The organism is Burkholderia sp. BCC1998, assembly GCF_905339875.1.
Classification (GTDB): domain Bacteria; phylum Pseudomonadota; class Gammaproteobacteria; order Burkholderiales; family Burkholderiaceae; genus Burkholderia.
On the sequence record NZ_CAJPHE010000007.1, the window covers coordinates 264,294 to 288,526 of the forward strand.

The 24,233-nt window shown below is 69.6% G+C and carries 21 protein-coding genes; 8 read left to right on the plus strand and 13 right to left on the minus strand.

What is annotated here, in order from left to right; all coding sequences use genetic code 11:
* The first annotated feature begins 27 nt into the window (after window positions 1–27).
* Complete coding sequence (locus U5A56_RS15555) at window positions 28–1,017, plus strand: zinc-dependent alcohol dehydrogenase family protein (protein ID WP_044846527.1); 990 nt, start codon at window positions 28–30, stop codon at window positions 1,015–1,017.
* A 25-nt stretch (window positions 1,018–1,042) separates the two neighbouring features.
* Here U5A56_RS15555 and fnr read toward each other — a convergent pair whose 3' ends face one another.
* The 3 genes from fnr to U5A56_RS15570 form a co-directional block, all read right to left on the minus strand.
* Complete coding sequence (fnr, locus tag U5A56_RS15560) at window positions 1,043–1,816, minus strand: fumarate/nitrate reduction transcriptional regulator Fnr (RefSeq protein WP_321923222.1); 774 nt, start codon at window positions 1,814–1,816, stop codon at window positions 1,043–1,045.
* A 423-nt stretch (window positions 1,817–2,239) separates the two neighbouring features.
* A complete protein-coding gene (locus U5A56_RS15565) occupies window positions 2,240–2,887 on the minus strand; it encodes a response regulator transcription factor (RefSeq protein ID WP_044846529.1) in 648 nt (215 codons plus the stop codon).
* Window positions 2,884–4,878 (minus strand): PAS domain S-box protein, encoded by a 1,995-nt coding sequence (locus U5A56_RS15570; protein WP_321923223.1) that lies wholly within the window; start codon window positions 4,876–4,878, stop codon window positions 2,884–2,886. The genes U5A56_RS15565 and U5A56_RS15570 overlap by 4 nt, the downstream gene beginning before the upstream one ends.
* A gap of 251 nt (window positions 4,879–5,129) precedes the next feature.
* On the opposite strand from U5A56_RS15570, the gene U5A56_RS15575 reads away from it, so the two are divergent.
* Window positions 5,130–5,579 (plus strand): universal stress protein, encoded by a 450-nt coding sequence (locus U5A56_RS15575; protein WP_044846531.1) that lies wholly within the window; start codon window positions 5,130–5,132, stop codon window positions 5,577–5,579.
* A gap of 52 nt (window positions 5,580–5,631) precedes the next feature.
* On the opposite strand, the gene U5A56_RS15580 is transcribed toward U5A56_RS15575, so the two are convergent.
* From U5A56_RS15580 to U5A56_RS15595, 4 genes are all read right to left on the minus strand, one after another.
* A complete protein-coding gene (locus U5A56_RS15580) occupies window positions 5,632–6,468 on the minus strand; it encodes a universal stress protein (RefSeq protein WP_321923225.1) in 837 nt (278 codons plus the stop codon).
* Complete coding sequence (locus U5A56_RS15585; RefSeq protein WP_124570383.1) at window positions 6,465–6,968, minus strand: universal stress protein; 504 nt, start codon at window positions 6,966–6,968, stop codon at window positions 6,465–6,467. Before U5A56_RS15585 ends, U5A56_RS15580 begins: the two co-directional genes overlap by 4 nt.
* 69 nt (window positions 6,969–7,037) lie before the next feature.
* Window positions 7,038–8,240: an acetate/propionate family kinase gene (locus U5A56_RS15590; RefSeq protein ID WP_321923227.1), complete on the minus strand. Its 1,203-nt coding sequence runs from the start codon at window positions 8,238–8,240 to the stop codon at window positions 7,038–7,040.
* An 8-nt stretch (window positions 8,241–8,248) separates the two neighbouring features.
* On the minus strand, window positions 8,249–9,088 hold the full coding sequence (locus U5A56_RS15595; protein WP_321923229.1) for a universal stress protein: 840 nt from the start codon (window positions 9,086–9,088) through the stop codon (window positions 8,249–8,251).
* Between the two features lie 190 nt (window positions 9,089–9,278).
* Here U5A56_RS15595 and U5A56_RS15600 point away from each other — a divergent pair, with 190 nt between their 5' ends.
* The 5 genes from U5A56_RS15600 to U5A56_RS15620 are packed head-to-tail and all read left to right on the plus strand — an operon-like array spanning window position 9,279 to window position 14,442.
* Window positions 9,279–9,809, plus strand: coding sequence for a hypothetical protein (locus U5A56_RS15600; protein WP_321923230.1), 531 nt, complete (start codon window positions 9,279–9,281; stop codon window positions 9,807–9,809).
* Window positions 9,799–10,545 (plus strand): beta-ketoacyl-ACP reductase, encoded by a 747-nt coding sequence (locus U5A56_RS15605; protein WP_321820175.1) that lies wholly within the window; start codon window positions 9,799–9,801, stop codon window positions 10,543–10,545. The genes U5A56_RS15600 and U5A56_RS15605 overlap by 11 nt, the downstream gene beginning before the upstream one ends.
* Complete coding sequence (locus tag U5A56_RS15610; protein ID WP_321923232.1) at window positions 10,542–12,371, plus strand: PHA/PHB synthase family protein; 1,830 nt, start codon at window positions 10,542–10,544, stop codon at window positions 12,369–12,371. The genes U5A56_RS15605 and U5A56_RS15610 overlap by 4 nt, the downstream gene beginning before the upstream one ends.
* A 2-nt stretch (window positions 12,372–12,373) precedes the next feature.
* Window positions 12,374–13,405 carry a bifunctional enoyl-CoA hydratase/phosphate acetyltransferase gene (locus tag U5A56_RS15615; RefSeq protein ID WP_321923233.1) on the plus strand — a complete coding sequence of 344 codons (1,032 nt, stop codon included), beginning with the start codon at window positions 12,374–12,376 and terminating at the stop codon, window positions 13,403–13,405.
* Window positions 13,402–14,442, plus strand: coding sequence for a zinc-dependent alcohol dehydrogenase family protein (locus U5A56_RS15620; protein ID WP_321923234.1), 1,041 nt, complete (start codon window positions 13,402–13,404; stop codon window positions 14,440–14,442). Before U5A56_RS15615 ends, U5A56_RS15620 begins: the two co-directional genes overlap by 4 nt.
* Window positions 14,443–14,514: 72 nt before the next feature.
* Here the strand turns inward: U5A56_RS15620 and U5A56_RS15625 are convergent, their stop codons facing one another.
* From U5A56_RS15625 to U5A56_RS15650, 6 genes are all read right to left on the minus strand, one after another.
* Complete coding sequence (locus tag U5A56_RS15625) at window positions 14,515–15,918, minus strand: MBL fold metallo-hydrolase (protein ID WP_321923236.1); 1,404 nt, start codon at window positions 15,916–15,918, stop codon at window positions 14,515–14,517.
* A 169-nt stretch (window positions 15,919–16,087) separates the two neighbouring features.
* Window positions 16,088–16,273: a DUF2964 family protein gene (locus U5A56_RS15630; RefSeq protein ID WP_321923237.1), complete on the minus strand. Its 186-nt coding sequence runs from the start codon at window positions 16,271–16,273 to the stop codon at window positions 16,088–16,090.
* A 153-nt stretch (window positions 16,274–16,426) separates the two neighbouring features.
* Window positions 16,427–17,551, minus strand: coding sequence for an ABC transporter permease (locus tag U5A56_RS15635; protein WP_124485894.1), 1,125 nt, complete (start codon window positions 17,549–17,551; stop codon window positions 16,427–16,429).
* Between the two features lie 2 nt (window positions 17,552–17,553).
* Window positions 17,554–20,367 (minus strand): ribosome-associated ATPase/putative transporter RbbA, encoded by a 2,814-nt coding sequence (rbbA, locus tag U5A56_RS15640; protein WP_321923239.1) that lies wholly within the window; start codon window positions 20,365–20,367, stop codon window positions 17,554–17,556.
* A complete protein-coding gene (locus tag U5A56_RS15645; protein WP_321923241.1) occupies window positions 20,364–21,431 on the minus strand; it encodes an HlyD family secretion protein in 1,068 nt (355 codons plus the stop codon). Before U5A56_RS15645 ends, rbbA begins: the two co-directional genes overlap by 4 nt.
* Window positions 21,428–22,921 (minus strand): efflux transporter outer membrane subunit, encoded by a 1,494-nt coding sequence (locus U5A56_RS15650; RefSeq protein WP_415749146.1) that lies wholly within the window; start codon window positions 22,919–22,921, stop codon window positions 21,428–21,430. The genes U5A56_RS15645 and U5A56_RS15650 overlap by 4 nt, the downstream gene beginning before the upstream one ends.
* A 446-nt stretch (window positions 22,922–23,367) precedes the next feature.
* On the opposite strand from U5A56_RS15650, the gene U5A56_RS15655 reads away from it, so the two are divergent.
* Window positions 23,368–24,174, plus strand: a complete 807-nt coding sequence (locus U5A56_RS15655) for a transporter substrate-binding domain-containing protein (protein WP_044846546.1) — start codon at window positions 23,368–23,370, stop codon at window positions 24,172–24,174.
* Window positions 24,175–24,233: the final 59 nt, after the last annotated feature.

Consider the following 24,233-nt stretch of genomic DNA (forward strand, 5'->3'; position numbering starts at 1 on the left):
CGAAACCGGTCGCGCAGGGAGGCGAGCATGCTTGCGATGATGTTTGACGGCACGACGCCGCATTTGCGCGAAGCGCGCGTGCCGGAGCCGTCGCCCGCGGCGGGCCAGCTGCTGATCGACGTCCACGCATGCGGCGTCTGCCGGACCGATCTGCACGTCGTCGACGGCGAGCTCGCGCACCCGAAGCTGCCGCTGATTCCGGGTCACGAAATCGTCGGGACGGTGCGCAGGCTGGGCGAAGGCGCGACGGGCTTCGCCGTCGGCGACCGGGTCGGCGTGCCGTGGCTGGGCTCGACGTGCGGGCATTGCGCATATTGCACGTCCGGCCGCGAGAATCTGTGCGACACCCCCGGATTCACCGGCTATACGATCGACGGCGGCTACGCCGAGTGCGCGCTCGCCGACCATCGCTATTGCGTGCATCTGCCGCAGCGCTACTCCGATCTGGAAGCCGCGCCGCTCCTGTGCGCGGGCCTGATCGGTTATCGCACCCTGCGCATGGCGGGCGACGCGCGCCGCATCGGCATCTACGGCTTCGGTGCGGCGGCCCATCTCGTCGCGCAGGTCGCGCATTGCGAAGGACGCAAGGTGTTCGCGCTGACGAAGCCCGGCGACACGGCCGCGCAGCAGCTCGCGCTGTCGCTGGGTGCGGCGTGGGCCGGCGGCAGCGACGAAGCGCCGCCGGAGCCGCTCGATGCCGCGCTGATCTTCGCGCCGGTGGGGGCGCTGGTGCCGGCCGCGCTGCGCGCGCTCGACAAGGGCGGGATCGTCGTGTGCGGCGGCATTCACATGAGCGACATCCCGGGCTTTCCGTACGCGTGGCTGTGGGGCGAGCGCCGCATCGCGTCGGTGGCCAACCTGACACGCGCGGATGCGGTCGAATTCATGCGGATCGCGGCCGCGATGCCGCTGCGGGTCGAGGCGGTGCGCTATGCGCTGACCGACGCGAACCGCGCACTCGACGACCTGCGCGGCGGCCGCGTATCGGGCGCCGCCGTGCTGGGCATGCGCGGTTGAGCTGCTCGACGGCGCCGCGGCGCGCTCAGATCTGCTGCAGGCCTTCCGAATCGACGATCCGGATCTGCTTGCCTTGCGTCGCGACGAGCCCCTTGTGCTGGAACTTCGACAGCATGCGGCTGACGGTTTCGAGCTTCATGCCGAGATATTCGCCGATCTCGTCGCGCGTCATCCGCAGCACGAATTCGGCGGCCGAGTAGCCGCGTGCCTTGAAGCGCGCGGACAGATTCAGCAGGAACGCGGCCACCCGCTGTTCGGCGCTCATCGTGCCGAGCAGCAGCATCTGCGAGGATTCGCGCACGATCTCGCCGCCCATCATCTGGTACACGTGGTGCTGCATCGGGCGCACTTCGCGGCACATCTGCTCGAGCTGGCCGAACGGGATGATGCAGACCGTGCTGTCCTCGAGCGCGATCGCGTCGCCGTTGTGGTGCCCGGTGTACACGCCGTCGAGCCCGAGCGACTCGCCGACGATCTGGAAGCCGGTGATCTGCTCGTCGCCGTCGCGATGCATCACGATCGTCTTGAACGACCCGGTTCTCACTGCGTAGATGCTGTTGAACGCATCGCCCGCGCGAAACAGCGTTTCACCGCGCTTGACGTGGCGCGTCGTGCAGATCATCGCGTCGACGCGCGCGAAATCGTCGGGCGACAGATCGGACGGCATGCAGACGGTACGCAATGCGCACGTCGAACAGCGGGACGCGGCGCGCTTGGGTTGATCCGCCGCTTCGACGCGATGCAGCGGGATGAACGGGCGCATCGGCATGGTCGTCGTGGCTTCGGCACTGCTCTGCATGATCGGCTCCAGTTCGGGGACAGCGGCGGCCCGCCGTCGGGCGGGGTCGTGCTGGCCGTTGTACCGGCGGCTTTGGTCTCTGCCGCCTTCCTCTCGGAAAAGCCCCCCCGGACGCGCCGGGAGACCGATACGCCGGTCTCGACGATGATGCGGCCGTTGCTCCGGGAGGCACGTTTGCTCGTTTTTACTGATGCCAGTATGGATGTTGCGCGGCGTCAAGAAAATCAGCCGGAATTGAAGTTGCGGTAGGTGAGACGGAAGTCTTGTAGGACGTTTCCTACAGGGGTGCGGCAACTTGTCGCGAGCGTCGCGGGCGGGTGCCGGACGCCGATGAAGGGCGCGGCGCCGCCCGCGCCGGCCCGGCCGCCGTCAACGATGCCGCCCGGTGCATCCTGGCGGGGGCGACCGCGCCCGATGCCGCCGTCAGAGCTCGTCCGGGTCCTCGAACAGCTTGTGGCGCATCGCGTAGCGTACGAGTGCCGTGTCGTTCGGCATCTGCATCTTCTCGAGGATCCGCGTCTTGTACGTGCTGACGGTCTTGACGCTGACGCACAGCGCCTGCGCGATTTCGGAAATCGACTCGCCGGTGGTGACGCGCCGGAACACGTCGAACTCGCGGTCGGACAGGCGCTGGTGCGGCAGGAGATCGGTCGGCTCGTTCAGGCTCTGCGCGAACTGCTCGGCCATGGTCAGGCTGACGTAGACGCCGCCGGCCGCGATCTTGGTCAATGCGGCGACCAGTTCGGCGCTGGCGCTTTCCTTGGTCATGTAGCCCGAGGCGCCCGCGCGGAATGCCCGCACCGCGTACTGCTGCTCGGCATGCATCGTCAGCACGAGGACATGCAATCCCGGCTTCTCGTCCTTGATCTGCTTGATGAGTTCGACGCCGTTGCGGCCGGGCATCGACAGGTCGAGCACCAGCACGTCGGCATCGGTGCCGCGCATGAGCGCGATCGTCGACGCGCTGTCCTGCGCTTCCCCGACGACCTCGAAACCGCTCGCGCTCTGCAGGATGTGCCGCAGGCCGTCCCTGACGAGCGCGTGGTCGTCGGCAATGAGTACCCTGATCATGAAGGCACTTCTCCTTGCTGGATGGCGTGCAGCGGCAACGCCACGATGATCGTGAAACCCGCGCCCGGCCGGTTGTCGATCGTCACCGTCCCGTCGAGCATGTGCGCGCGCTCGCGGATCCCGATCAGGCCGAACGACGGGCGGTCCTGCCCGTTGCGGGCGGGCTCCGGCGCGCCGTGACCGTTGTCCGCGATGCGCAGCATGCAATAACCGTCTTCCACTTTCAATGCCAGTTTCACGTTCGTCGCGTCCGAGTGCCGCGCGACGTTGGTCAGCGCCTCCTGCACGATGCGGAACAGCGTGGTCGCGCCGGCGCTGGTGAACGCGGTATCGACGGGCGGCAGCTCACGGTCGACCGTGATCCGGTAGCGGCGCGTGAAATCGTTTGCAAGCCATTCGATCGCCGGAACGAGACCCAGGTCGTCGAGCATCACCGGCCGCAGGTCGGCCGCGATGCGCCGGACCGACGCGACGATCGAATCGATCAGGCGATGCATGCCGCCCAGCCGCTCGCGCACGCCGGTGTCGGGGGCGACGATGCCCGCGAGCCCCAGCTCGACGGCCGACAGATCCATCTTGAGTGCGGTGAGCTGCTGGCCGAGGTCGTCGTGCAGTTCGCGCGCGATCCGTGTCTTCTCTTCCTCGCGCACGTTCTGCAGGTTGGCGGACAGCTCGCGCAGTTCCTCGCGCGACTGCTCGAGGGCGTTTTCCGCGCGTACCCGCTCGGTCACGTCGCGCAGCATGACCGTGTACAGCTTGCCGGTGCCGTCGCGAATCTGCGAGATCGACGCCTCGATCGGGAACTCGGTGCCGTCGGCGCGCAAGCCGAACAGCACGCGTTGCCGCCCCATCTGGCGCTCCGACACACCCGTCACGCCGAACTGCTCGACGTGTCGCGCATGCGCGGCGCGAAAGCGCTCGGGGATGAAGCGGGACAGCGGCGTACCGACCGCCTCCATCGCGCTGACGCCGAACACGTGTTCGGCGGCCGGGTTGAAGATCACGATCGTCTGGCGCTCGTCGACGGTGATGACGGCCTCCATCGACGACCGGATGATGCCCATCATCCGCGCCTCGGTGAGTTGGCTGTCGCCGGCGCGGGCCAGCGCGCGTTTCGCGACGACCTGCCGCACGAGCGCGGCCAGCGTCAGCGAGAGCACGGTGCCGGCCAGCAGGACGGCCGTCGCGGCGCCGGCCGGGGCAGCGCGCGGCGCGCTGTAGCGCAGCGACAGCGGCGTGCCGCCGAACGTCAGCGTATCGGTTCGCGTGAGCACGTCGCGGGCGCCGGCGGCGCCGCCGACGACGAAGCCGGAACCGCCGGAATACGCGGGCGCCGCGGGATTGTCGGCCACGATTTCCACGCGCAGCGGATCGAGCAGGGAAGGATCGACGAGACGATCCGGATTCAGCGCGGCATAAACGTACCCGGTCGCCGTTGCGTGCCGCGGCCCGGACGCCGTGCCGTCCTCGGCATTGGCGTAGATCGGCAGGTAAAGCGTCAGCTCCATCCGGACGGGCGTCGCACCGGTGCCGTCCTGGATCGCGTTCGCGGCAAGCGCGACCTCGCCGGTTTCCGCCGCGCGCTGCAGCGCCTGCCGGGTCGCCTGATCGTCCTCCGCGATGCTCGGCTCGATTCTCCCGATGCTGTGGACCGGCGACTGCAATCCGTCCAGATCGAGACCGGTGAGATAGCGGCGCCATGCCGCGCCAGATGGCGGCGCAGGCAGTGCCGATGCGAACCCTCGGGCGCCGTGCAATACGGCAGCGGCGCCGAGAAGACTGCGGCGGAGCGCGGCCGTCGCGCGCGTCGCGGATTGCTCGAACCTTGCGTGGGCGGCGTGTTGTGCGTCGTTCTGCAGTACCCGGGATGCGGCAAATGTCGCAACCAGGCCGAGCGCCAGCGTCAGCACCGCGGCCATGGCGGCATATCGCCCGGGCCGGATCCGGTGCGGACCCGGCCCGGCCTTGAAGGGGGGCGCATTCACTGTCATTGCCGTTCATCCTGACGGATTTCGTCGACGGCTGGCTGGCGGCGGGCCCGGACGCGGGGCACGAAAGGCGGGGCAGGCCGCAACTGCGATATCGCCCTGAATTGTGCGCGTTTTGCCGAAGTTCGCCAATCGGGACCGACGCGCAAGGGGGCGGCGCCGCGCGTGTTTGACCCGCGTCAACGGAGCGTCGCCTGCGAGGATCAGACTGGCTTCACGAACCGGTCGACCCCTGACGACAACTGGGAGGCGTCATGTACCAAAGGATCTTTGCGGCGCTCGACGCCAGCCGTGGCGCGCGCCTCGCGCTCGACGAGGCGATCTCGCTCGCCCGCGAGTCGGGCGGTCTGGTCATCGCCATGTGCGTGGTGTCGGATGCGCCGCGGCTGGCCGACCAGCGCGACCTGGCCGGGCTGGACACGAACGAGGCCGCGGTCGCGGTCTCGGACGCGGAAACGGCGTTCCGGCTGTCCGGCGTACGCGGCATCGCGCACACGATCGACGCGCGCGGAGAGAACGTATCGGACGTGCTGGCGCGTGCCGCCGCCGAATGCGACGCGGACCTGATCGTGATGGGCACGCATGGCCGGCGCGGTTTCCGGCGCATGTTCGTCGGCAGCGTCGCCGAATCGCTGGTGCGCATCGCGGACCGGCCGGTGCTGGTCGTACGGGAGGGGCCGGGCGCGTGTGCCGGCATGTTGTGACGGTCGTGACGGGACGAGGGCAGCCGCGCGCGGCTGCCCCGTTTTCGTTCGCTCAGTGAGACAGCAGGACCGGCACCGTCATCGTTTCGAGGATCGTGCGCGTCGCGCCGCCCAGCACGCGTTCGTGCATGCGCGCATGGCTGTACAGGCCCATCACCAGCAGATCCGCATGCAGGTCGGTCGCCCGGTTCAGCAGCGTCGCGCCCACGCTCACCGGCCGTTCGCGCGGCGTGCTCGAGAACGACGCGCGAATGCCGTGCCGTTCGAGATACGCGGCGACGTCGACGCCCGCCGGCGTCTTGTCCGGATCGGGTTGCCCGCGGGTGACCGTCTCGACGTTGACGAAGCGCGCGCGGGCGAGCAGCGGCAGCGCGTCGGCCAGCGCGCGGGCGGCTTCGCGCCCGCCGTCCCAGCCGATCAGCACGTTCTCGCCGAGCGTGCGCACGTCGCCCGCGTAGGGCACGACGAGCGCCGGGCGTCCGCTGCCCATCACGACGTCCTCGACGAAATGACGTGCGACGTAGGTCAGCCGGTCGTCGGGGTCTTCCTGGCCGAGTACCAGCAGATCGGCATGGCGCGCGTGCAGGACCGCGGCGGCGGTCGCCTCGCCGGCCGGCGCCTGCCACTCGACTTGGTTGTGCCCCGCGCGCTCGGCGGCCGCGAGGAATCGCTCCTCGGCCTGCTTGCGCCGCTGTTCGCACAGGCGTTCGTAGACGGCCAGCTTCAGCGGTTCGTCCGGCCGCCGCAGCGGCTCCAGGAGGTCCTGGCAGACCACGTAGAGGCCGATCAGATGGGCGTTCCAGCGTCGCGCGAGCTGGAGCGCGAGGTCGACGCGCGTCGCACAGCGCTCGCTGTCGTCGAGATGGACGAGCAGGGTCTTGTAGCTCATGACGGCTCCTTTTCGGTTGATGCCGCGGTGGTTTCGGCGGGCGCCTGCACGGCGCAGCTCGCCGGTATCGTCAGGACCGGGCACGTGGCCTGACGCAGCACGCGCTCGGCCACGCTGCCGAGGAACATGCGCCGGAACCCGCGCCGGCCATGCGTGCCGATCACGACCAGGTCGGCGCCGATCTCGCCGGCGAGACCGACGATCCGGTGCGCAACGTCTTCGCCGGCCGGCGCGACGTTGGAGATCTGCGGCGTGCCGGCCACGTCGCGCGCTTTCATGCGGCGTGCCGCGTCATCCGTGACGCGCAGTCCTTCCTCGCGGAATGCATCGATCAGGATCGACGGATCGTATCCGTACGTGTCGTAGGCCGGCACCAGGAAGTCGACGACGTAGACCGGGGTCAGCCGCGCACCCGTCTCCGCCGCGAGGTTCAGCGCGGCGTCGAGTGCGCGGGACGACGTATCGCTGCCGTCGAGCGCGACCAGAATGTTCGAGTACATGACGTTTCCCTTCAACGGATGCCGATGGAACCATCATCGGCGCGTATGCGCCGCTCGCGCTGATCTGGATCAAGCGTCGCGATTGGCGCGCAGCACGCGCACCGCGGCGCGCGCCGCGACCCACGCCTCGTTGGTCGGCTCGACGACCACCGTGACCGCACTCGACGCGCACGACACGACGTGCGCATGATCGGCATTCGCGCGCGCGTCGAGCGCGATGCCGAGCCAGCCGAGCGACGCGCAGATCCGCTCGCGCAACACCGCCGAGTGTTCGCCGATGCCGGCCGTGAAGACCAGCATGTCGAGGCCGCCGAGCAGCGCGGTCAGCGCACCGGTCTCGCGCACGATGCGATGGACGTACAGCGCCAGCGCATCGCGGGCAGCTTCGTCCCCGGCCGCCTCGCGCGCGAGCAGCACGCGCGGGTCGCCCGACGCGCCCGATACGCCCTTGAGCCCCGATTCGTGATACAGCATGTGTCCCAGCTCGTCGCCGGACAGCTTGCCGGCCGCGAGCAGGTGCAGGACGACACCGGGATCGAGTGTTCCGCAGCGGGTGCTCATCATCAATCCGTCGAGCGCGGAGAAGCCCATGGTCGTCGCGACGCTGCGGCAGTCGCGCAGCGCGCACAGGCTCGCGCCGCTGCCGAGATGGGCGGCGATCACGCGGCCGTGCGCACGGGCGCCGAACGACTCGTCGAGCGCGACGGACAGGTATTCGTACGACAGCCCATGGAATCCGTAGCGGCGCACGCCCTGGTCGAACCATACATGCGGCAGCGGCAGCAGCTGCTCGACGCGCGGCAGCGTGCGATGAAACGCCGTGTCGAACACGGCGATCTGCGGGACGTCCGGAAACGCGTCGCGCAGCACGTCGATCGCATCGAGGCTGTGCGGCTGATGCAGCGGCGCGAGCGGCGTCAGCGTGCGCAGCGCGTCCAGCACGTCGTCGTCGACGACCGTCGGCTCCACGTAGCGTGCGCCGCCGTGCACGACGCGATGCGCGATCGCGCCCAGCGTGACGTGCGGCAACTTCACGCGGATCCACGCCGCGATCCGCGCGAGCACGGCGCGGTAGGGATCGTCCGCCGTGCCGAGCGGCAGCGAACCGTCCGGCTCGGCGTCGAAGCGGATCGACACGCTGTTGCCGGCCGCGACCGCTTCGCCCTCGTGCAGCGGCCGCCGCGCGGGGTCGCCGTGCGGCGGGCAGGCAAAGAGCGCGAACTTCACGCTCGACGAACCGGCATTGACGACGAGCAGGGCGAGCGTACGCATCGGCCGGCTCAGTGCGACATCAGGACCGGCAGCGTCATCGACGCCAGCACCGTGCGGGTGGCGCCGCCCATCACCAGCTCGCGCCAGCGCGGATGGCCGTAGGCGCCCATCACGAGGAGGTCGGAACCCGTTTCATACGCGCGCGACAGCAACGTATCGCCGACCGCGGGGCCGGCGCCGGCATCGATGTCGAGCACGTTCACGTCGCGTGCGTGGCGCGCCAGCATCAGCGCGGCGTCGGCGGCCGGAATGCGCGTGGCCGCCGCTTCCGAAGCGCCGTCGACCACGGCGGCGACCGTCGTGCGCTTCGCGTGTTCGAGAAAGGGCAGCGCGTCGTGCGCGGCGCGGGCCGCTTCCCGGCTGCCGTCCCACGCGATGAACACCCGTTCGCCGACCGACGGGAATTCGCCCGCGCACGGCACGAACAGCACCGGGCGGCCGGCGGACAACACGAGGTTCTCCGGAAACTGGTCGTCGATGTAGGTCTCGGGATCGTTCGGGTCGCTCTGGCCCGCGATCACGAGGTCGGCCAGGCGTGCGGCGCGCGGCACGGCCAGGTTCGCGCGCTCGTCGGCTCGCACCCACGCGGCCGGCACTTTCGCGCGGGCCGTCTCGGCGTGGAACAGGCGTTCCAGCGCGGCGAGCCGCTCGTCGCGCTGTTCGCGGCGCTCACGGAAGTAATCGGCGGACCCGGCCATCACGTAGAACGAATGCGGCTCCGGCGTGTAGACCGCGAACAGGCCGGTCAGGTGCGCACCGAAGCGCCGCGCGAGGCGCAATGCGAACTCGAGGCGCGAATGCGCGCGGGCGCTCGTATCGAGGTGCACGACCATGCTCTTGCAGCTCATCGGAATCGCTCCATCGACGGGGGAACCGCCAGTGCAATCCAGTCTACGGAGCAGGGTTTCCGCGTACTTGACTCAGATCAACGGCTCCCCTGCGCGATGCCCGCACAGTGAAGCGGTCGCGATGCCGATCCCGGGCAGGCGGCACGAGGCGCGATGCCAACCCATTGACCGGATCGAACGAGGGACGCCGATGAGTACGTACGCTTTGACGACACCGAACGACGCTTGCCGCGCGGGCTGCGATCTCGCGCTGCGCATGGTCGCGCTGAATAGCGACTGTCAGCATGAATGGCATGCGCTGGCAGGGCGGCGCGTCGAGCGGGACCGCGCCGCGGTTCGCCACCTGCAGCAGGCGCTGGCTGACACGAACGAGTGGCCGGCCTTCGGCGAGGCGACCCGGCAGGTGATGCGCGACTACGCGATCGCGAGCGTCGCGATCTGGCAGGATGCCGCCGAGCTGTTCATGCGTGCGCAATACGAGAACGCCGGCGCATGGCGCACCTGGTTGCGCGAATACGGCGCGGGCGCGATGTCGCGTTATCAGACCGACTGGCTGCCCGACCTTGGGCGACTGGCCGTGGTCAACGAAGCCAGCATGCCGTGGGCCGACTGGATGACGGCGCTGGAGCGCGGGATCGAGGACGCGAACGACGGGGCGCCGGTTGCCGCCCGCCGCCTGAACGGCACGACCGGCGCGCAGGAGAACGACCATGTGCGCTGACCGGGTCGCGTTCGTCACGGGCGGCATGGGGGGCCTCGGCGCCGCGATCAGCCGTCGCCTGCACGATGCAGGCATGACGGTGGCGGTGTCGCATACGGAGCGCAACGACCACGTCGCGACGTGGCTCACGCACGAACGCGAGGCGGGCAGGACGTTCCACGCGTTCGAGGTCGACGTCGCCGACTACGATTCGTGCCAGCACTGCGCGGCACGCGTGCTGGCCGAGTTCGGGCGCGTCGACGTGCTCGTCAACAACGCCGGCGTCACGCAGGACGCCACCTTCGTGAAGATGACCAAGAGCATGTGGGACGCGGTGCTGCGCACCAACCTCGACGGCATGTTCAACATGACGAAGCCGTTCGTGCCGGGCATGATCGAGGCGGGCTTCGGGCGGATCGTGAACATCGGCTCGGTGAACGGTTCGCGCGGCGCATACGGGCAGGCGAACTACGCGGCCGCGAAGGCCGGCATCCACGGCTTCACGAAGGCGCTGGCGCTCGAGCTCGCGCGCCACGGCGTGACGGTCAACACGGTGGCCCCCGGCTATCTGGCGACCGCGATGCTCGAGACGGTGCCGAAGGACGTGCTCGACGCGAAGATCCTGCCGCAGATTCCGGTCGGCCGCCTCGGCAATCCCGGCGAGATCGCCGAGCTCGTCGCGTTCCTGTGTTCCGACGCGGGGGCGTTCGCGACCGGCGCGGAATTCGATGTCAACGGCGGCATGCACATGCGATGAACGCGTCCGTCATGCGCATGCCGATCGAGCACGAGTCGATGCGGCCAACGGCTACGAACGCACCGGCGTCGAGTTCGGCCGGATGCACGCCGGTCCGGCTGTCGCCCGCCGAACAATGGAACCGCGCCGCGCATGCGAACGTGGCCGCGATGACCTTCGGGCTGTCGCCCGTGTCGCTCGCGCTGGCCACGCTCGACTGGGGCGCGCATCTGGCCGTGTCGCCGGGAAAATGCTACGAGCTTGCGACGCAGGCGTGGCTGGCTGCCGTGGCACCCGCGGCCATCCGGGAAGGCGAAGGCGAGGGCGAGGCCGACGATGCCGGCGCGGGCGGCCTGGCCGTGCACGCCGGGCAGGCCGATGCGCGCTTCGCCGCGCCCGCGTGGTCCGGATGGCCGTTTCGCGCGTACCGCGACGGCTTCCTGTCGATCCAGCGCTGGTGGCGCGACGCGACGCGCGGCGTGCCGGGCGTCGAACGGCACCACGAGGAGCTGGTCGGATTCGCCGCGCGACAGTGGCTCGACGCATGCTCGCCGGGCAATTTCCTCGCGACCAACCCGGTCGTGCTCGACGCGACGATGCGCAGCGGCGGCGCGAATCTCGCGGCAGGCTGGCGGCACTGGCTGGAAGACGCGAACGCGCTGCTCGAACGCGCGCGCGGCACGCGGGCCCGCGACACGCGCACCTATTTGCCGGGGCGCGACGTGGCGATCACGCCGGGCCGCGTCGTCTGGCGCAACGCGTTGTGCGAGCTGCTGCAATACGACCCGACGACGGCCGGCGTGGCACGCGAGCCGATCCTGATCGTGCCGTCGTGGATCATGAAGTACTACATCCTCGACCTGCAGCCGCACGATTCGCTGATCCGCTTCCTGGTCGATGCCGGCTACACGGTGTTTGCGGTGTCGTGGCGCAATCCAGGTGCGGAAGCGCGCGAGCTCGGGCTCGACGATTATCTGCGCGACGGGTGCATGGCGGCGCTCGACGCGGCCCGCTCGATCTGCGGCGAAGCGGTCCACGCGGTCGGCTACTGCCTCGGCGGCACGCTGCTGGCGATCGGCGCGGCGGCGCTCGCGCGCGACGGGCGGCAGCACGAGGCGTTGCGCTCCGTCACGTTGCTCGCGGCCCAGACCGATTTCAGCGAACCCGGCGAACTCGGCCTCTTCATCGACGCGAGCGAACTGTCCGCGCTCGATGCGCTGATGTGGCGGCAGGGCTACCTGGACGGCGCGCAGATGTCCGCCGCGTTCCAGTTGCTGAACGCGCGCGACCTGATCTGGTCGCGCATGATGAGCGAATACCTGCTCGGCACGCGCACGAAGCCGAACGACCTGATGTCGTGGAACGAGGACACCACGCGCATGCCGTACCGGATGCATACGGAATACCTGACGCGCCTCTTTCTCGACAACGATCTCGCGGCCGGCCGCTACTGCGTCGACGGGCGGCCGGTCGCGCTGTCGGATATCGACGTGCCGACATTCGTGGTCGGGACCGAGCGCGATCACGTGTCGCCCTGGCATTCCGTCTACAAGCTCCATCTGCTCACGCACCACGCGCTGACGTTCGTGCTGACCTCCGGCGGCCACAATGCCGGGATCGTGTCCGAACCCGGCCATCCGGGACGCCACTATCGCTGCGCGACGCGCGAGCCCGGCGCGCCTTACCGCAACCGGCGCGACTTCGTGAGCGAAACGCCCGCGCTCGACGGATCGTGGTGGACGTGCTGGCGCGACTGGCTGCACGCGCATTCGTCGGGCGAGGTGCCCGCACGCGTGCCGGCCGCCGGCTTCGGCGCGGCGCCCGGCAGCTACGTGCTGGAGACCTGAACATGAACCTGAACCTGCATCCGGATCCGTCCGCCGGCGCGTGCCTGCCCGGCCTGTTGCCGCGCGCGGACGGCGAACTGCCCGCCCTGATCGCGCGTGCGCGCCATGCGCCGCCGCTGACGGTGGCCGTCGTGCATCCGTGCGACACGGCCAGCCTCGTCGCGCTTGCCGCGCTCGATGCGTCGCCGCTGGGCGCATCGATCGAACCACTGATCGTCGCGCCGCGCGCGAAGGTGTTGCGCGTGGCGAGCGAAGCGGGCGTCGATCTCGCGAAATGGACGATCGAGGACGTTCCCCACAGCCACGCGGCGGCGGCCCGCGCGGTGGCACTCGCGGCGTCGGGCCGCGCCGGCGCGCTGATGAAGGGCAGCCTGCACACGGACGAGCTGATGGGGGCCGTCGTCGCCGCGGAATCGGGCCTGCGCACCGACAAGCGCATGTCTCACTGCTTCCTGATCGAGGCGCCGGCGTATCCGCGGCCGTTCATCCTGACCGATGCCGCGGTGAACATCGCACCGGATCTCGCGCAGAAGGCGGCCATCACGCAGAACGCGATCGACGTCGCGCATGCGCTGGGCGTCGCGCGCCCGCTCGTCGCGGTGCTGTGCGCGGTCGAGACCGTCAATCCGGCGATGCGTTCGACGCTCGACGCGGCGGCCCTCGCGAAGATGGCCGAGCGCGGGCAGATCACGGGGGCGGTCGTCGACGGCCCGCTCGCGTTCGACAACGCGATATCGCAGCGAGCCGCGCGCGAGAAGGGGATCGACTCGCCGGTTGCCGGCCGTGCCGACATCCTCGTCGTGCCCGATATCGAAGCGGGCAACATGCTCGCGAAACAGCTCGAATACCTGGGCGGCGCCGCGAATGCGGGCGTCGTCGTGGGCGCGCGCGTGCCGATCGTGCTGACGAGCCGCGCCGACGGCGTCGCCGTCCGGGTCGCGTCCTGCGCGCTCGCGGTGTTGCTGGCGCAAGTCCGGCATGACGCCGCCCCGATGCCTGAACAGGCCCCCCTTTCGATGGAGGAATTGCGATGAAAGCACTCGTGTACCACGGCCCCGGGCGCAAGGCGCTCGAACGGCGGCCCAAACCGGAACTGCAGTCGCCCACCGACGCGATCGTCCGCGTGACGCGCACGACGATCTGCGGCACCGATCTGCACATCCTCAAGGGCGACGTGCCGACGTGCGAACCGGGCCGCGTTCTCGGCCATGAAGGCGTGGGCATCGTCGAGCAGGTCGGCGCGGCGGTCGATTCGCTGAAGCCGGGCGACCACGTGCTGATTTCGTGCATCTCGTCGTGCGGACGCTGCGAGTATTGCCGTCGCGGACTGTATTCGCATTGCACGACCGGCGGCTGGATCCTCGGCAACCGGATCGACGGCACGCAGGCCGAGTTCGTGCGCATCCCGCATGCGCCGACCAGCCTGTACCGGATTCCGGCCGGCGCGGACGAGGACGCGCTCGTGATGCTGTCCGACATCCTGCCGACCGGATTCGAATGCGGCGTGCTGAACGGCAAGGTGCAGCCGGGCTGCTCGGTCGCGATCGTCGGCGCGGGGCCGATCGGGCTGGCGGCGCTGCTGACCGCGCAGTTCTATTCGCCCGCGCGGATCATCATGATCGACCCGGACGGCAACCGGCTCGAGGTCGCGCGGCGCTTCGGCGCGACCGACTGCATCGACGGCCACGGCGTCGACCCGGTCGCGCAAGTGATGAAGCTGACCGACGGCGTGGGCGTGGACTGCGCGATCGAAGCGGTCGGCATTCCGGCGACGTTCGAGATGTGCACGGCGCTCGTGGCGCCTGGCGGGGTCGTCGCGAACGTCGGCGTGCACGGCGTCAAGGCCGATCTGCACCTCGAGAAGCTGTGGGATCGCAACATCTCGATCACGACGCGGCTCGTCGACACGGTCAGCACGCCGATGCTGCTGAAGACGGTAGGCGCCGGGCGCCTCGATCCGGCGCGCCTGATCACGCACCGGTTCTCGCTCGACGACGTGGAAAGCGCGTACGACACGTTCGGGCGCGCCGCGCAGACCCACGCGCTGAAGGTCATCATCGAAATCGGCTGAATGCCGGGCCGCGCGTGGCGGAAACCGGGTGCTTCCGCCGCCCGTCACGCGCGGCCGGCGCTGCGCCGGCAGTCAGGACGACAGCGCGGTGGGTTCCTGCGTGTTGTTTGATTCAATCGCGTCCAGATCGACGCACTGCTCGTAGGTCGGCACCTCGCACGGCCAATGCAGGCGCTCCGAGATGCGCCGGCGCATCGCATCCGCGGCAGCGGGTTCGCCATGCGTGACGAAGGTCCGCACGGGCGCGCCCTGCATCGTGCCGAGCCACTTCAGGATCTCTTCGTAGTCGGCATGGGCCGACAGCGTCGTGATCGACTCGACCTGCGCGCGCACGCGCACGTACTCGCCGTGAATCTTCAGCGTCGGCTCGTGCGCGGCGAGCGCCGCGCCGCGCGTGCCGGCGGCCTGGTAGCCGACCAGCGCGATCGTGTTGCGCGCGTCGGGCGCATGGCGGCTCAGGTGATGCAGCACGCGCCCGCCGGTCGCCATCCCGCTGCCGGCGATGATGACCATCGGGCCGTGGTGTTCGGCGATCGCCTTGGACTGCTCGACCGAGCGGATCATCGTGGCCGCGTGGCCGAGCGCATTCGCTTCGGAGGCCGTCAGCCGGTGTTCGAGGATATGGTGGCGATAGATTTCGGTCACGTCCGTCGCCATCGGGCTGTCGACGAACACCGGGACGCGCGCCATGCGGCCGGCCGCCTTCAGCCGCGCGATGTAGTGCAGGATCTCCTGCGCGCGGCCGACGGTGAAGCAAGGCATCACGACGACCCCGCCGCGCGCGAAGGTCTTGTCGAACATCCCGGCCAGCTCGTTTTCGGGATCCGACGCCGGATGCAGCCGGTCGCCGTACGTCGATTCGACCACCAGGTAGTCGGCATGCGCGGGCGGGCGCGGCGGTTGCATGATCGGGTCGTGATACCGGCCGAGATCGCCGGAGAACGCGAGCACCTTGTGGTCCCAGTGCATCACGACGCTCGCCGCGCCGAGGATGTGCCCGGCCGGCAGCAGGCGGAACGACAGGTTGCCGCCCAGCGCGGTGCATTCGTCGAACGCGACGGGTTGCAGCAGGCGCAGCGCGCGCTGCGCGTCGTCCAGCGTGTAGAGCGGTTGCGCGGGATGATGCTTCGAATAACCGTGCCGGTTCGCGAAGTCGGCTTCCTCCTCCTGCAGCCGCGCGCTGTCGCGCAGCATGATGTCGCAGAGTTCGGCCGTGGCCGCCGTGCAGTACACCGGCCCGCGATAGCCTTCGCGCGCCAGCACCGGGAGATAGCCGGTGTGATCGAGATGCGCGTGCGTGAGCACGACCGCGTCCAGCGTGTCGGGCGCGAACGGCAGCGCGCGCCAGTTGCGCAGCCGCAGGTTCTTGGTCCCCTGGAACAGGCCGCAATCGACCAGGACGCGCCGGCCGCCGTGCTCGAGCAGATATTTCGAGCCGGTCACGGTTTCGGTCGCACCGAGAAAAGTCAGTTTCATGGGTTGCCTCCCCGGGAGTCGACGGAACAGTAAGTCGATTACATCCCGAACGCGCGCGCGGCGGTTGACCGAAATCACGAATGGCGGGATTCCGATGACGAACGGCTCGAACGCGACGCGTAAGATGCCGCTTGCGATACCCCGAATGCAATGCGTCCGGGCGGTGCCGCTAGCCCCCGGACGGCGCCGGATCCAGCTGCGCGACGAACGCCACGATGCCCGACACCAGCGCAACGATCGCGTACGGCACGACCCGCTCGTCGATCAGCATCGCATGCACGACGCCCAGCAGCGACGCGAGCGCGATGAATACGCAGAGCGTCGCGAACGCGTTTCGGTATCGCAGGCCCATCATGACGTTCTCCCGGGAAGCGGCCGCCGTGGACGGCGTTGCCGTCGGCGCATGCCATCGGTTGCGCAAGACATGTGCCATGATCGCGTGCCGCGCGCCGGCGCGATTGATCTGTATCAACCGACGAATCCCGGCATCACGGAATCGACGCGCCGCTCAAGTCATCTGACCAATCGTCTTGCGGAAGCGCGTCAGCGACAGCAGGAACAGCACGCAACCGATCGCGAACAGCGCCGCGAACTGGGCCCACACCGCATCGAACCCGGCACCGCGATACAGGATGCGTTGCGCGAGTTCGACGAAATGCGTGGTCGGCGCGGCCAGCATGATGTCCTGCACGACGGGCGGCATGCTTTCGCGCGGCGTCAGGCCGCCCGACAACAATTGCAGCGGCAGCAGCACGAGGACGAGCAGCATGCCGAACTGCGGCATGCTGCGCACGAGCGTCGCGAGAAAGATCCCCATCGACGTCGTCGCGAACAGGTGCAGCGCCATGCCGGCCACGAACAGCGGCACGGATCCCGGAATCGGCACGTGCAGCGCGCCGCCCACGACGAACGTCAGCGACGCGACGGCCGCCGCCGCGACGACGAGCCCCATCGACCAGACCTTCGCGAGCATGATTTCCGCCGCGGTCACCGGCATGACGAGCAGATGCTCGATCGTGCCGTGCTCGCGCTCGCGAATCAGCGCGGCGCCGGTGAGGATCATCGACAGCATCGTCACGTTGTTGATCAGTTCCATCAGCGCGCCGAACCAGACTTCGTCGAGATTCGGGTTGAAGCGCATCCGCATCGCGAGATCGACGGGCGGCAAGGACGTGCCGCGCTGGCGCCGCACGAACGCATCGATCTCGCCCGACACGATCTGCTGGACGTAACCGCCGCCGGTGAACGCCTGCGTCATGCGGGTCGCATCGACGTTCAGTTGGACCGTCGCGTGACGGCCGGCGAGCACGTCGCGCTGGAAGTCGGGCGGAATGTCGAGCGAGAACGTGTAGTCGCCGTTGTCGAGCCCGCGATCGGCCGCGCCGGCGTCGACGAGCGGGGGCGGCGCGAACTGCGGCGGGAAGAACGCCGCCGCGATGCGCGCCGACAGCGGCGACGCATCCTCGTCGACGATCGCGATCGGCACCTTGTGCAGCGTTTCCGGGCGCGCGGTGGCCGCGACGTAGATCGACGCGCTGAACGTGTAGACGATCAGCGCGAGCAGGATCGGGTCGCGGGCGAGGCTCCACAGTTCCTTGACGCCGAGCCGGAAAATGACGAGCAGGCGCGACATGGTCAACGCTCCTGCTTGCGCAGCAGCACGCCGGTCATGACCAGGATGACCGGCGCGGCCGCGAGCATCGGCCAGAACTGGGACGACAGGTCGGCCAGCCCGAGCGCCTTGTTGTAGACGCCGCGGCTGATCGCGAGCATGTAGGTGGCCGGATAGACGGTGCCGACCCACTTGCCGCTGCCCTCGAGCGACGACAGCGGCGTGAGCAGGCCCGAGAACTGCACGACGGGAATCAGCGTGCCGACGATCGTCATGAAGATCGCGGCGATCTGGCTGCGGGTAAACGTCGACGCGAACAGCCCGATGCCGGTGGCTACGACATTGAATATGAGCACCGCGGCCGCCAGCGTCGCGAAACTACCCTTGATCCGCACGCCGAACACGAGGTCGGCGAGCACGACCATCAGCAGGAAGTTCAGCATGGCCAGCATCACGTACGGCGCCTGCTTGCCGAGCAGGAATTCGGCCCGCGTGACGGGCGTCACGTACAGGTTGACGATCGACCCGAGCTCCCGTTCCCGCACGACGGCGAGCGCCGTCAGCATCGCGGGCAGCATCAGCAGCAGCATCGGCATGATCGCGGGAATCATGGCCGGCAGGCTCTTGACGTCCGGGTTGTAGCGATAGCGGATCGCGATGTCGACGGCCGGCGCGAGCGACACGCCGAGCCGGCGCTTCGCCTGGTCGCGCAGCCAGTTTTCGTGCATGCCGGCCACGTAGCCGCGGATCGTCTCCGCGCGCATCGGCATCGCGCCGTCGACCCATGCGCCGATCTCCACGCGGCGGCCGCGCGCGACGTCGCGCGCGAAACCGGGCGGGATCTCGAGCGCGAGCGACAGCTGGCCGTTGCGCATGCGGCGCTCGATGTCGCGGTCGTCCGCGAGCGGCGCGCGCGGCACGAAGTAGCGGGAACCGGCGAGGTTCTGCGCATAGTCCTGGCTCAGGATCGACTGATCGCGGTCGAGCACCGCGAACGTCAGGTTGTCGACGTCGAGACTGATCCCGATGCTGATCACGCACATCAGCACGAGCGAGCCGAACAGCGCCAGCGTCGCGCGCAACGGGTCGCGTCGCAGCTCCAGCACTTCGCGCCACAGATAGCTGCCGGCGCGCGCCGGGCTGAACCATGCCGCCGCACGACCGGCGCCGGCCGCCGCGGGCGGCGCGGCGAGCCAGCCGGCGTCGGACCGCGCATCGGCCGGCGCACCGTCCGCGCCATCCGCTTTCTGCGCGTCGCTCAGGTAGCCGATGAACGCGTCCTCGAGCGTGGCGGCGCCGCGCAGGCGCACCAGTTCGTCGGGCGCGGCGCTCGCGAGCACGCGGCCCGCATGCATCAGCGAGATGCGGTCGCAGCGCGCGGCCTCGTTCATGAAGTGCGTCGAAATGAAGATGGTGACGCGATCGTTGCGCGCGAGCTCGATCATCAGCCGCCAGAAGTCGTCCCGCGCGACCGGATCCACGCCCGACGTCGGTTCGTCCAGGATCAGCAGCTCGGGCTTGTGCACCATCGCCACCGCGAGCGAGAGCCGCTGCCGCATGCCGAGCGGCAGGCGCTCGGGCAGCGCGTCGAGGGCGTCGGCCAGCCCGAAGCGCGCGACCATTTCAGTCACGCGCGCGGGCACGTCCGCCTCCGGCACGCCGAACAGGCGCGCGTGCAGCACGAGGTTCTGCCGGACGGTCAGTTCGCCGTAGAGCGAAAACCCTTGCGACATGTAGCCGACGCGCCGGCGCGTGTCGATGTCGTTCGCGGCGACCGGCCGGCCGCACAGCGTTGCGGTGCCTTCGGATGCGGGCAGCAGGCCGGTGAGCATCTTCATGGTCGTCGACTTGCCACAGCCGTTGGAGCCGAGAAAGCCGAAGATTTCGCCGCGGCGGATCTGCAGGCTCACGTGGTCGACCGCGACGAAATCGCCGAACCGCATCGTCAGCCCGTCCGCCTCGATCGCGTAGCCGGCCGCCCGATCGGCCTCGAACGGCGCGATCACGACCGGCTGGTGTCCGTGCCGGCGCGCCTCCGGGAGCAGCGCGATGAACGCGGCTTCCAGCGTGTCGCAACCGGTGCGCTCGAGCAGCTCGCCGGGGCTGCCGGTTGCCAGCACGCGGCCGGCGTCCATCGCGATCAGCCGGTCGAAACGCCGGGCCTCGTCCATGTACGCGGTGGCGACCAGCACGCTCATCGCCGGGCGGGCCGCCCGAATGCGGCCGATCAGCTCCCAGAACTGCGCGCGCGACAACGGATCGACGCCGGTCGTCGGCTCGTCCAGGATCAGCAGGTCGGGATCGTGGATCAACGCGCAGCACAGGCCGAGCTTCTGCTTCATGCCGCCGGACAGCTTGCCGGCCGGGCGGTCCAGGAACGGCTGCAGCCCGGTGCTGCGCGTCAGCGCGTCGATCCGTCGGCGCCGCTCCGCCGCATCGTGGCCGAACAGTCTCGCGAAGAACTGCAGGTTTTCCTCGACCGACAGCGTCGCGTACAGGTTGCGGCCGAGGCCTTGCGGCATGTAGGCGATGCGCCGGCACACGCGCGCGCGATGGCGGCGCGACGACAGGTCGCCGTCGAGCGTCCATACGCGGCCCTGCTGGATCGCGCGCGCGCCGGAAACGAGCGCGAGCAGGCTCGACTTGCCGACGCCGTCCGGCCCGATCAGCCCGATCATGCGGCCGGCCGGGATATCGAGCGTCACGTCGTCGAGCGCGGCCTTGTCGCCGTAGCGCAGCGAGACGCCGGACAGCCGTGCGACCCAGCCCGGATCGGCCGACACCGGCGCAGCGCCGGTCGCGCCGGCATCCGTCTCGACGGGCGGCGCCGCCTTCATTGCGGCACCCTGATCGCGAGACGATCCGGCCAGCCCGCGTGCGGGTCGGTCTTCAGCCACGCCACGCCCGGCAACCCGGTCTTGACGAGCTTCAGGTGGCGCTGCAACAGGTCGCGATCGATGCGTGCCTTCACCCGGAACATCAGCTTCTGCCGCTCGGTGGCCGTTTCGACCGTCTTCGGCGTGAACTGCGCGGTGCTCGACACGTAGGACACGCGGGCCGGAATCACGTATTCCGGTGCCGCATCGAGCACGATCCGCACGTCGGCGCCGAGCGGGACCCGGCCGACGACCGCTTCGGGCAGGAAGAACGTCATGTACACGTCGGACAGGTCGACGACGTTGAGCACCTTGCCGCCTGCCGGCAGGACTTCGCCCGACTCGGCGATCCGGTACTGGACGCGCCCGTCGCGCGGCGAGGTCAGTTCGCTGTCCGAGAGGTCGGCCCGCACGCGTGCCACGGTCGCCTGCGCGGCCGTCACGGCCGAGCGCGCCGCGACGAGCTGGGCCTGCGTGGCGTCGATCGCGGCCTGAGCGGCTTGCACCTGGGCCCGCGCGGCGTTCACGGTCGCGCGCAGGCTGCCGGCGCGCGCGCGATCGTCGTCCAGTTCCTGCATCGACGACGCGCCGTCGCGCGACAGCGTTTCGGACCGCGCGAGCCGCCGCGTGGCCGCGTCCAGCTCGCTTTCCCGCTGCACGACGACGGCCGCGGCCTTGTCGCTGCGGCGCTGCGCGACCTGCGCGTCGATGCTCGCCGCGGTGTTCACCGCCTGCTGCTCGCGCGCCCGTGCCTCGTCGAGCTGCGCCTGCAGGACGACGACGTCCATGCGTGCGAGCGGCTGGCCGGCCGTCACGAAGTCGCCTTCGTCGACGAGCATCGCGGTGACGCGCCCCGGCAGCTTGGTCGCGACGTCGATTTCGGTCGCCTCGATGCGGCCGTTGCCGCTGACGAGCCCCGCGTCCGCCTGGCCGTCGTGCCAGCGCGTCCACCCGTAATACGCGAGGCCGATCGCAAGCACGGCCGCACCGGCACCGATCAGAAGAGGGCGCGGGATGGTTTTCATGGTGTGTTGTCCGAGTCTGTCGAAAGGGGCGCCGTTGCCGCGGCAGTCTTGCCGGTGTCGATCACGCCGCCGCCGAGCGCGCCGTACAGCGCGACGCGGCTCGACAGCAGCGCACGACGGGTCGTGACCAGCTGCTGCTCGGCGTTCATCAGGTCCCGCTGCGCATCGAGCACCTCGAGGAAGCGGGTTGCCCCGCTGTCGTAGCGCAGCTTCGCGAGGCGCGCCCGCTCGGCCTGCGACGCCAGCGTGGCGCGCTCGATGGCGACCTGGTCGGCGAGCCAATGGCGCGCGGCGAGCGCATCCGACACGTCGCGGAACGCGCGCTGCAGCGTCTGCTCGTAGCGGGCGAGCGCTTCTTCGCGTTGGGCGCGCGCCAGTGCGAGATTCGACCGGTTGCGGCCGCCGTCGACGAGCGGCAGCGTGACGTTGGGAATCACCGACCACACGCCGGACCCCGACGACAGCAGGTCGTGCAGCGCGCTGCTTCCCGACCCGATCGCACTCGTCAACGCGATGCGCGGAAAGAATGCCGCGCGCGCCGCGCCGATGTTCGCGCGGCTCGCCTGCAGTTCGCGCTCCGCCGCGATCACGTCCGGGCGCCAGGTCAGCAGCGAGGAGGGCAGGCCGGGGGTTAGCGACGGCAGCACCGCGCCGTCGTCGAGCGCGAGCGGCGTGGCGCCCAGCGCCGGTGGCGCACCGACGAGCAACGCCAGCGCATCGGCCGCCGTCGCGCGGGCCTGCTGCAACTGCACGCCGAGCGATTCCGCCTGCTGCAGCAGGATCTCCGATTGCGTGAGATCGAGGCGCGAGATCGCGCCGGCCGCGTGACGAAGCCGGAAAATCCGCAGCGATTCGCGGCGGGTGTCGATCGTCGCGCGGGTCAGCGCGATGCGTTCGTCGATCTCGCACAGGGTCAGATACGCGTCCGCGACACCGGTGACGACGCTCAGCGTCACCGCCTGCCTGGCCGCGTCGCTCGCGAGGTAGCGCTGAAGCGCTGCTTCCTTCAGGTTGCGCACGCGGCCCCAGAAATCGATCTCCCATTGCGTCTCGGCCAGCTGGACTTGATAGACCTGGCCGATGACGGGCGCCGGAGCGAGAAAGCCGCCCGGCGTGCGAAACCGCGCGTAGGCCGCGCCCGCACCGATGGTCGGCCATTGATCCGCGCCGCGGATGCCGTACACCGCGCGCGCCTGCTCGACGCGGGCAACCGCCGCGCGCAGATCCCGGTTGTCGGCGAACGCCTGGCCGATCAGTGCGCGCAGGCGCGGGTCGACGAAGTAAGCCTGCCAGTCGGGCACGGGCGCCGCGGGTGTCGCGTCGGCGGACGGCTCCGGAAAGGACGCGGGAATCGGTGCGGCGGGACGCTCGTCCGGTGGCGCAAGCGACAGGCAGCCCGACAGCAGCCCGATGCCCGCCGCCAGCGCAATGGCACGCATGCGCCGCACGACGGCAGGATGACAGCGAACGGGAGGCGCGGCAGCGCGCATGGAATGCCTCGTCGAATACGGAAATGCGGGAATTCGGGATGGCGCCGCCCGCGGGGCGTCGCCGCTTCGGATTCACTTATATCCGACGATTACCGGGTTTCCCCTTGATCTGTGTCACTTGGGCGGGGATGCGTTTCGAGGGGCCGCTCGCTTGACGCGCGTGCCCGATCAATGCCCAGTAACCGGCATGCGCCCCATGCACCGCCGGCCCCGCTTCGCGGAATGAACCGGTTAGGTAATTTGGTGCGCCGGCGCGCGCTGCGAGGGCAGCCGCTGGCGCCGGTACCGGCCCACGCACCGAAATGGGGAATGTGGTGCGCCGGAATTTCCGTCGACTGCCGGTACGGCAAGCGTTTCACACCGGTGGCCCGGTTTTTGCTGGAGTACCCGCGGCCGCGCAACGGTTGCGCGCTGCCCTACGACATACCAGACAAGGAAGATTCACCGTGAGCCCGACGACTCGACCGTTCCCCCGACGCACCTGGCTGGCTGCGCTGATCGCCGCCCCCGTGATGGCGCTGTTCGCCGCTGCGCCGGCGCATGCCGACGCGCTCGACACCATCGCGAAAAACGGCGCGCTGCGCGTCGCGGTGCCCGAAGACTATCCGCCGTTCGGCTCGGTCGGCACGGACATGCAGCCGCAGGGCTACGACATCGACATGGCCGAACTCCTCGCCAAGTCGCTCGGCGTGAAACTGAAGCTCGTGCCCGTGAACAGTGCGAACCGGATTCCGTACCTGACGACCAACAAGGTCGACATGGTGATCTCGTCGCTCGGCAGGACGCCGGAGCGCGAGAAGGTCATCGACTTCTCTAGCGCGTACGCACCGTATTTCCAGGGCGTGTTCGGGCCGGCCGACGTGAAGGTGAGCGCGCCCGCCGACCTGAACGGCAAGACGGTCGGCGCCACCCGCGGCGCGCTCGAGGAGATCGCGCTGTCGCAGCTCGCACCGAACGCGACGATCAAGCGCTTCGAGGACAACAACGCGACGATCCAGGCGTTCCTGTCGGGGCAGGTGCAATTGATCGCGGCCGGCAACATCGTCGCGGCGGCGATTCTCGCGAAGAATCCGCCGCGCCGGCCCGAGGTCAAGTTCGTGATCAAGAATTCGCCGTGCTTCGTCGGCGTCAACAAGAACGAACCGCGCCTGCTCGCGAAGATCGACGACACGATCGCCCATGCGAAGCAGGACGGCACGCTGGGCGCGATGTCGAAGAAGTGGCTCGGCCAGCCGTTGCCGGCCGGACTGTGACGAATCGCAGTGTCGCCTGATACATCGCCGCGGCCGGCACCGCCGGCGCGGCGGGTGTC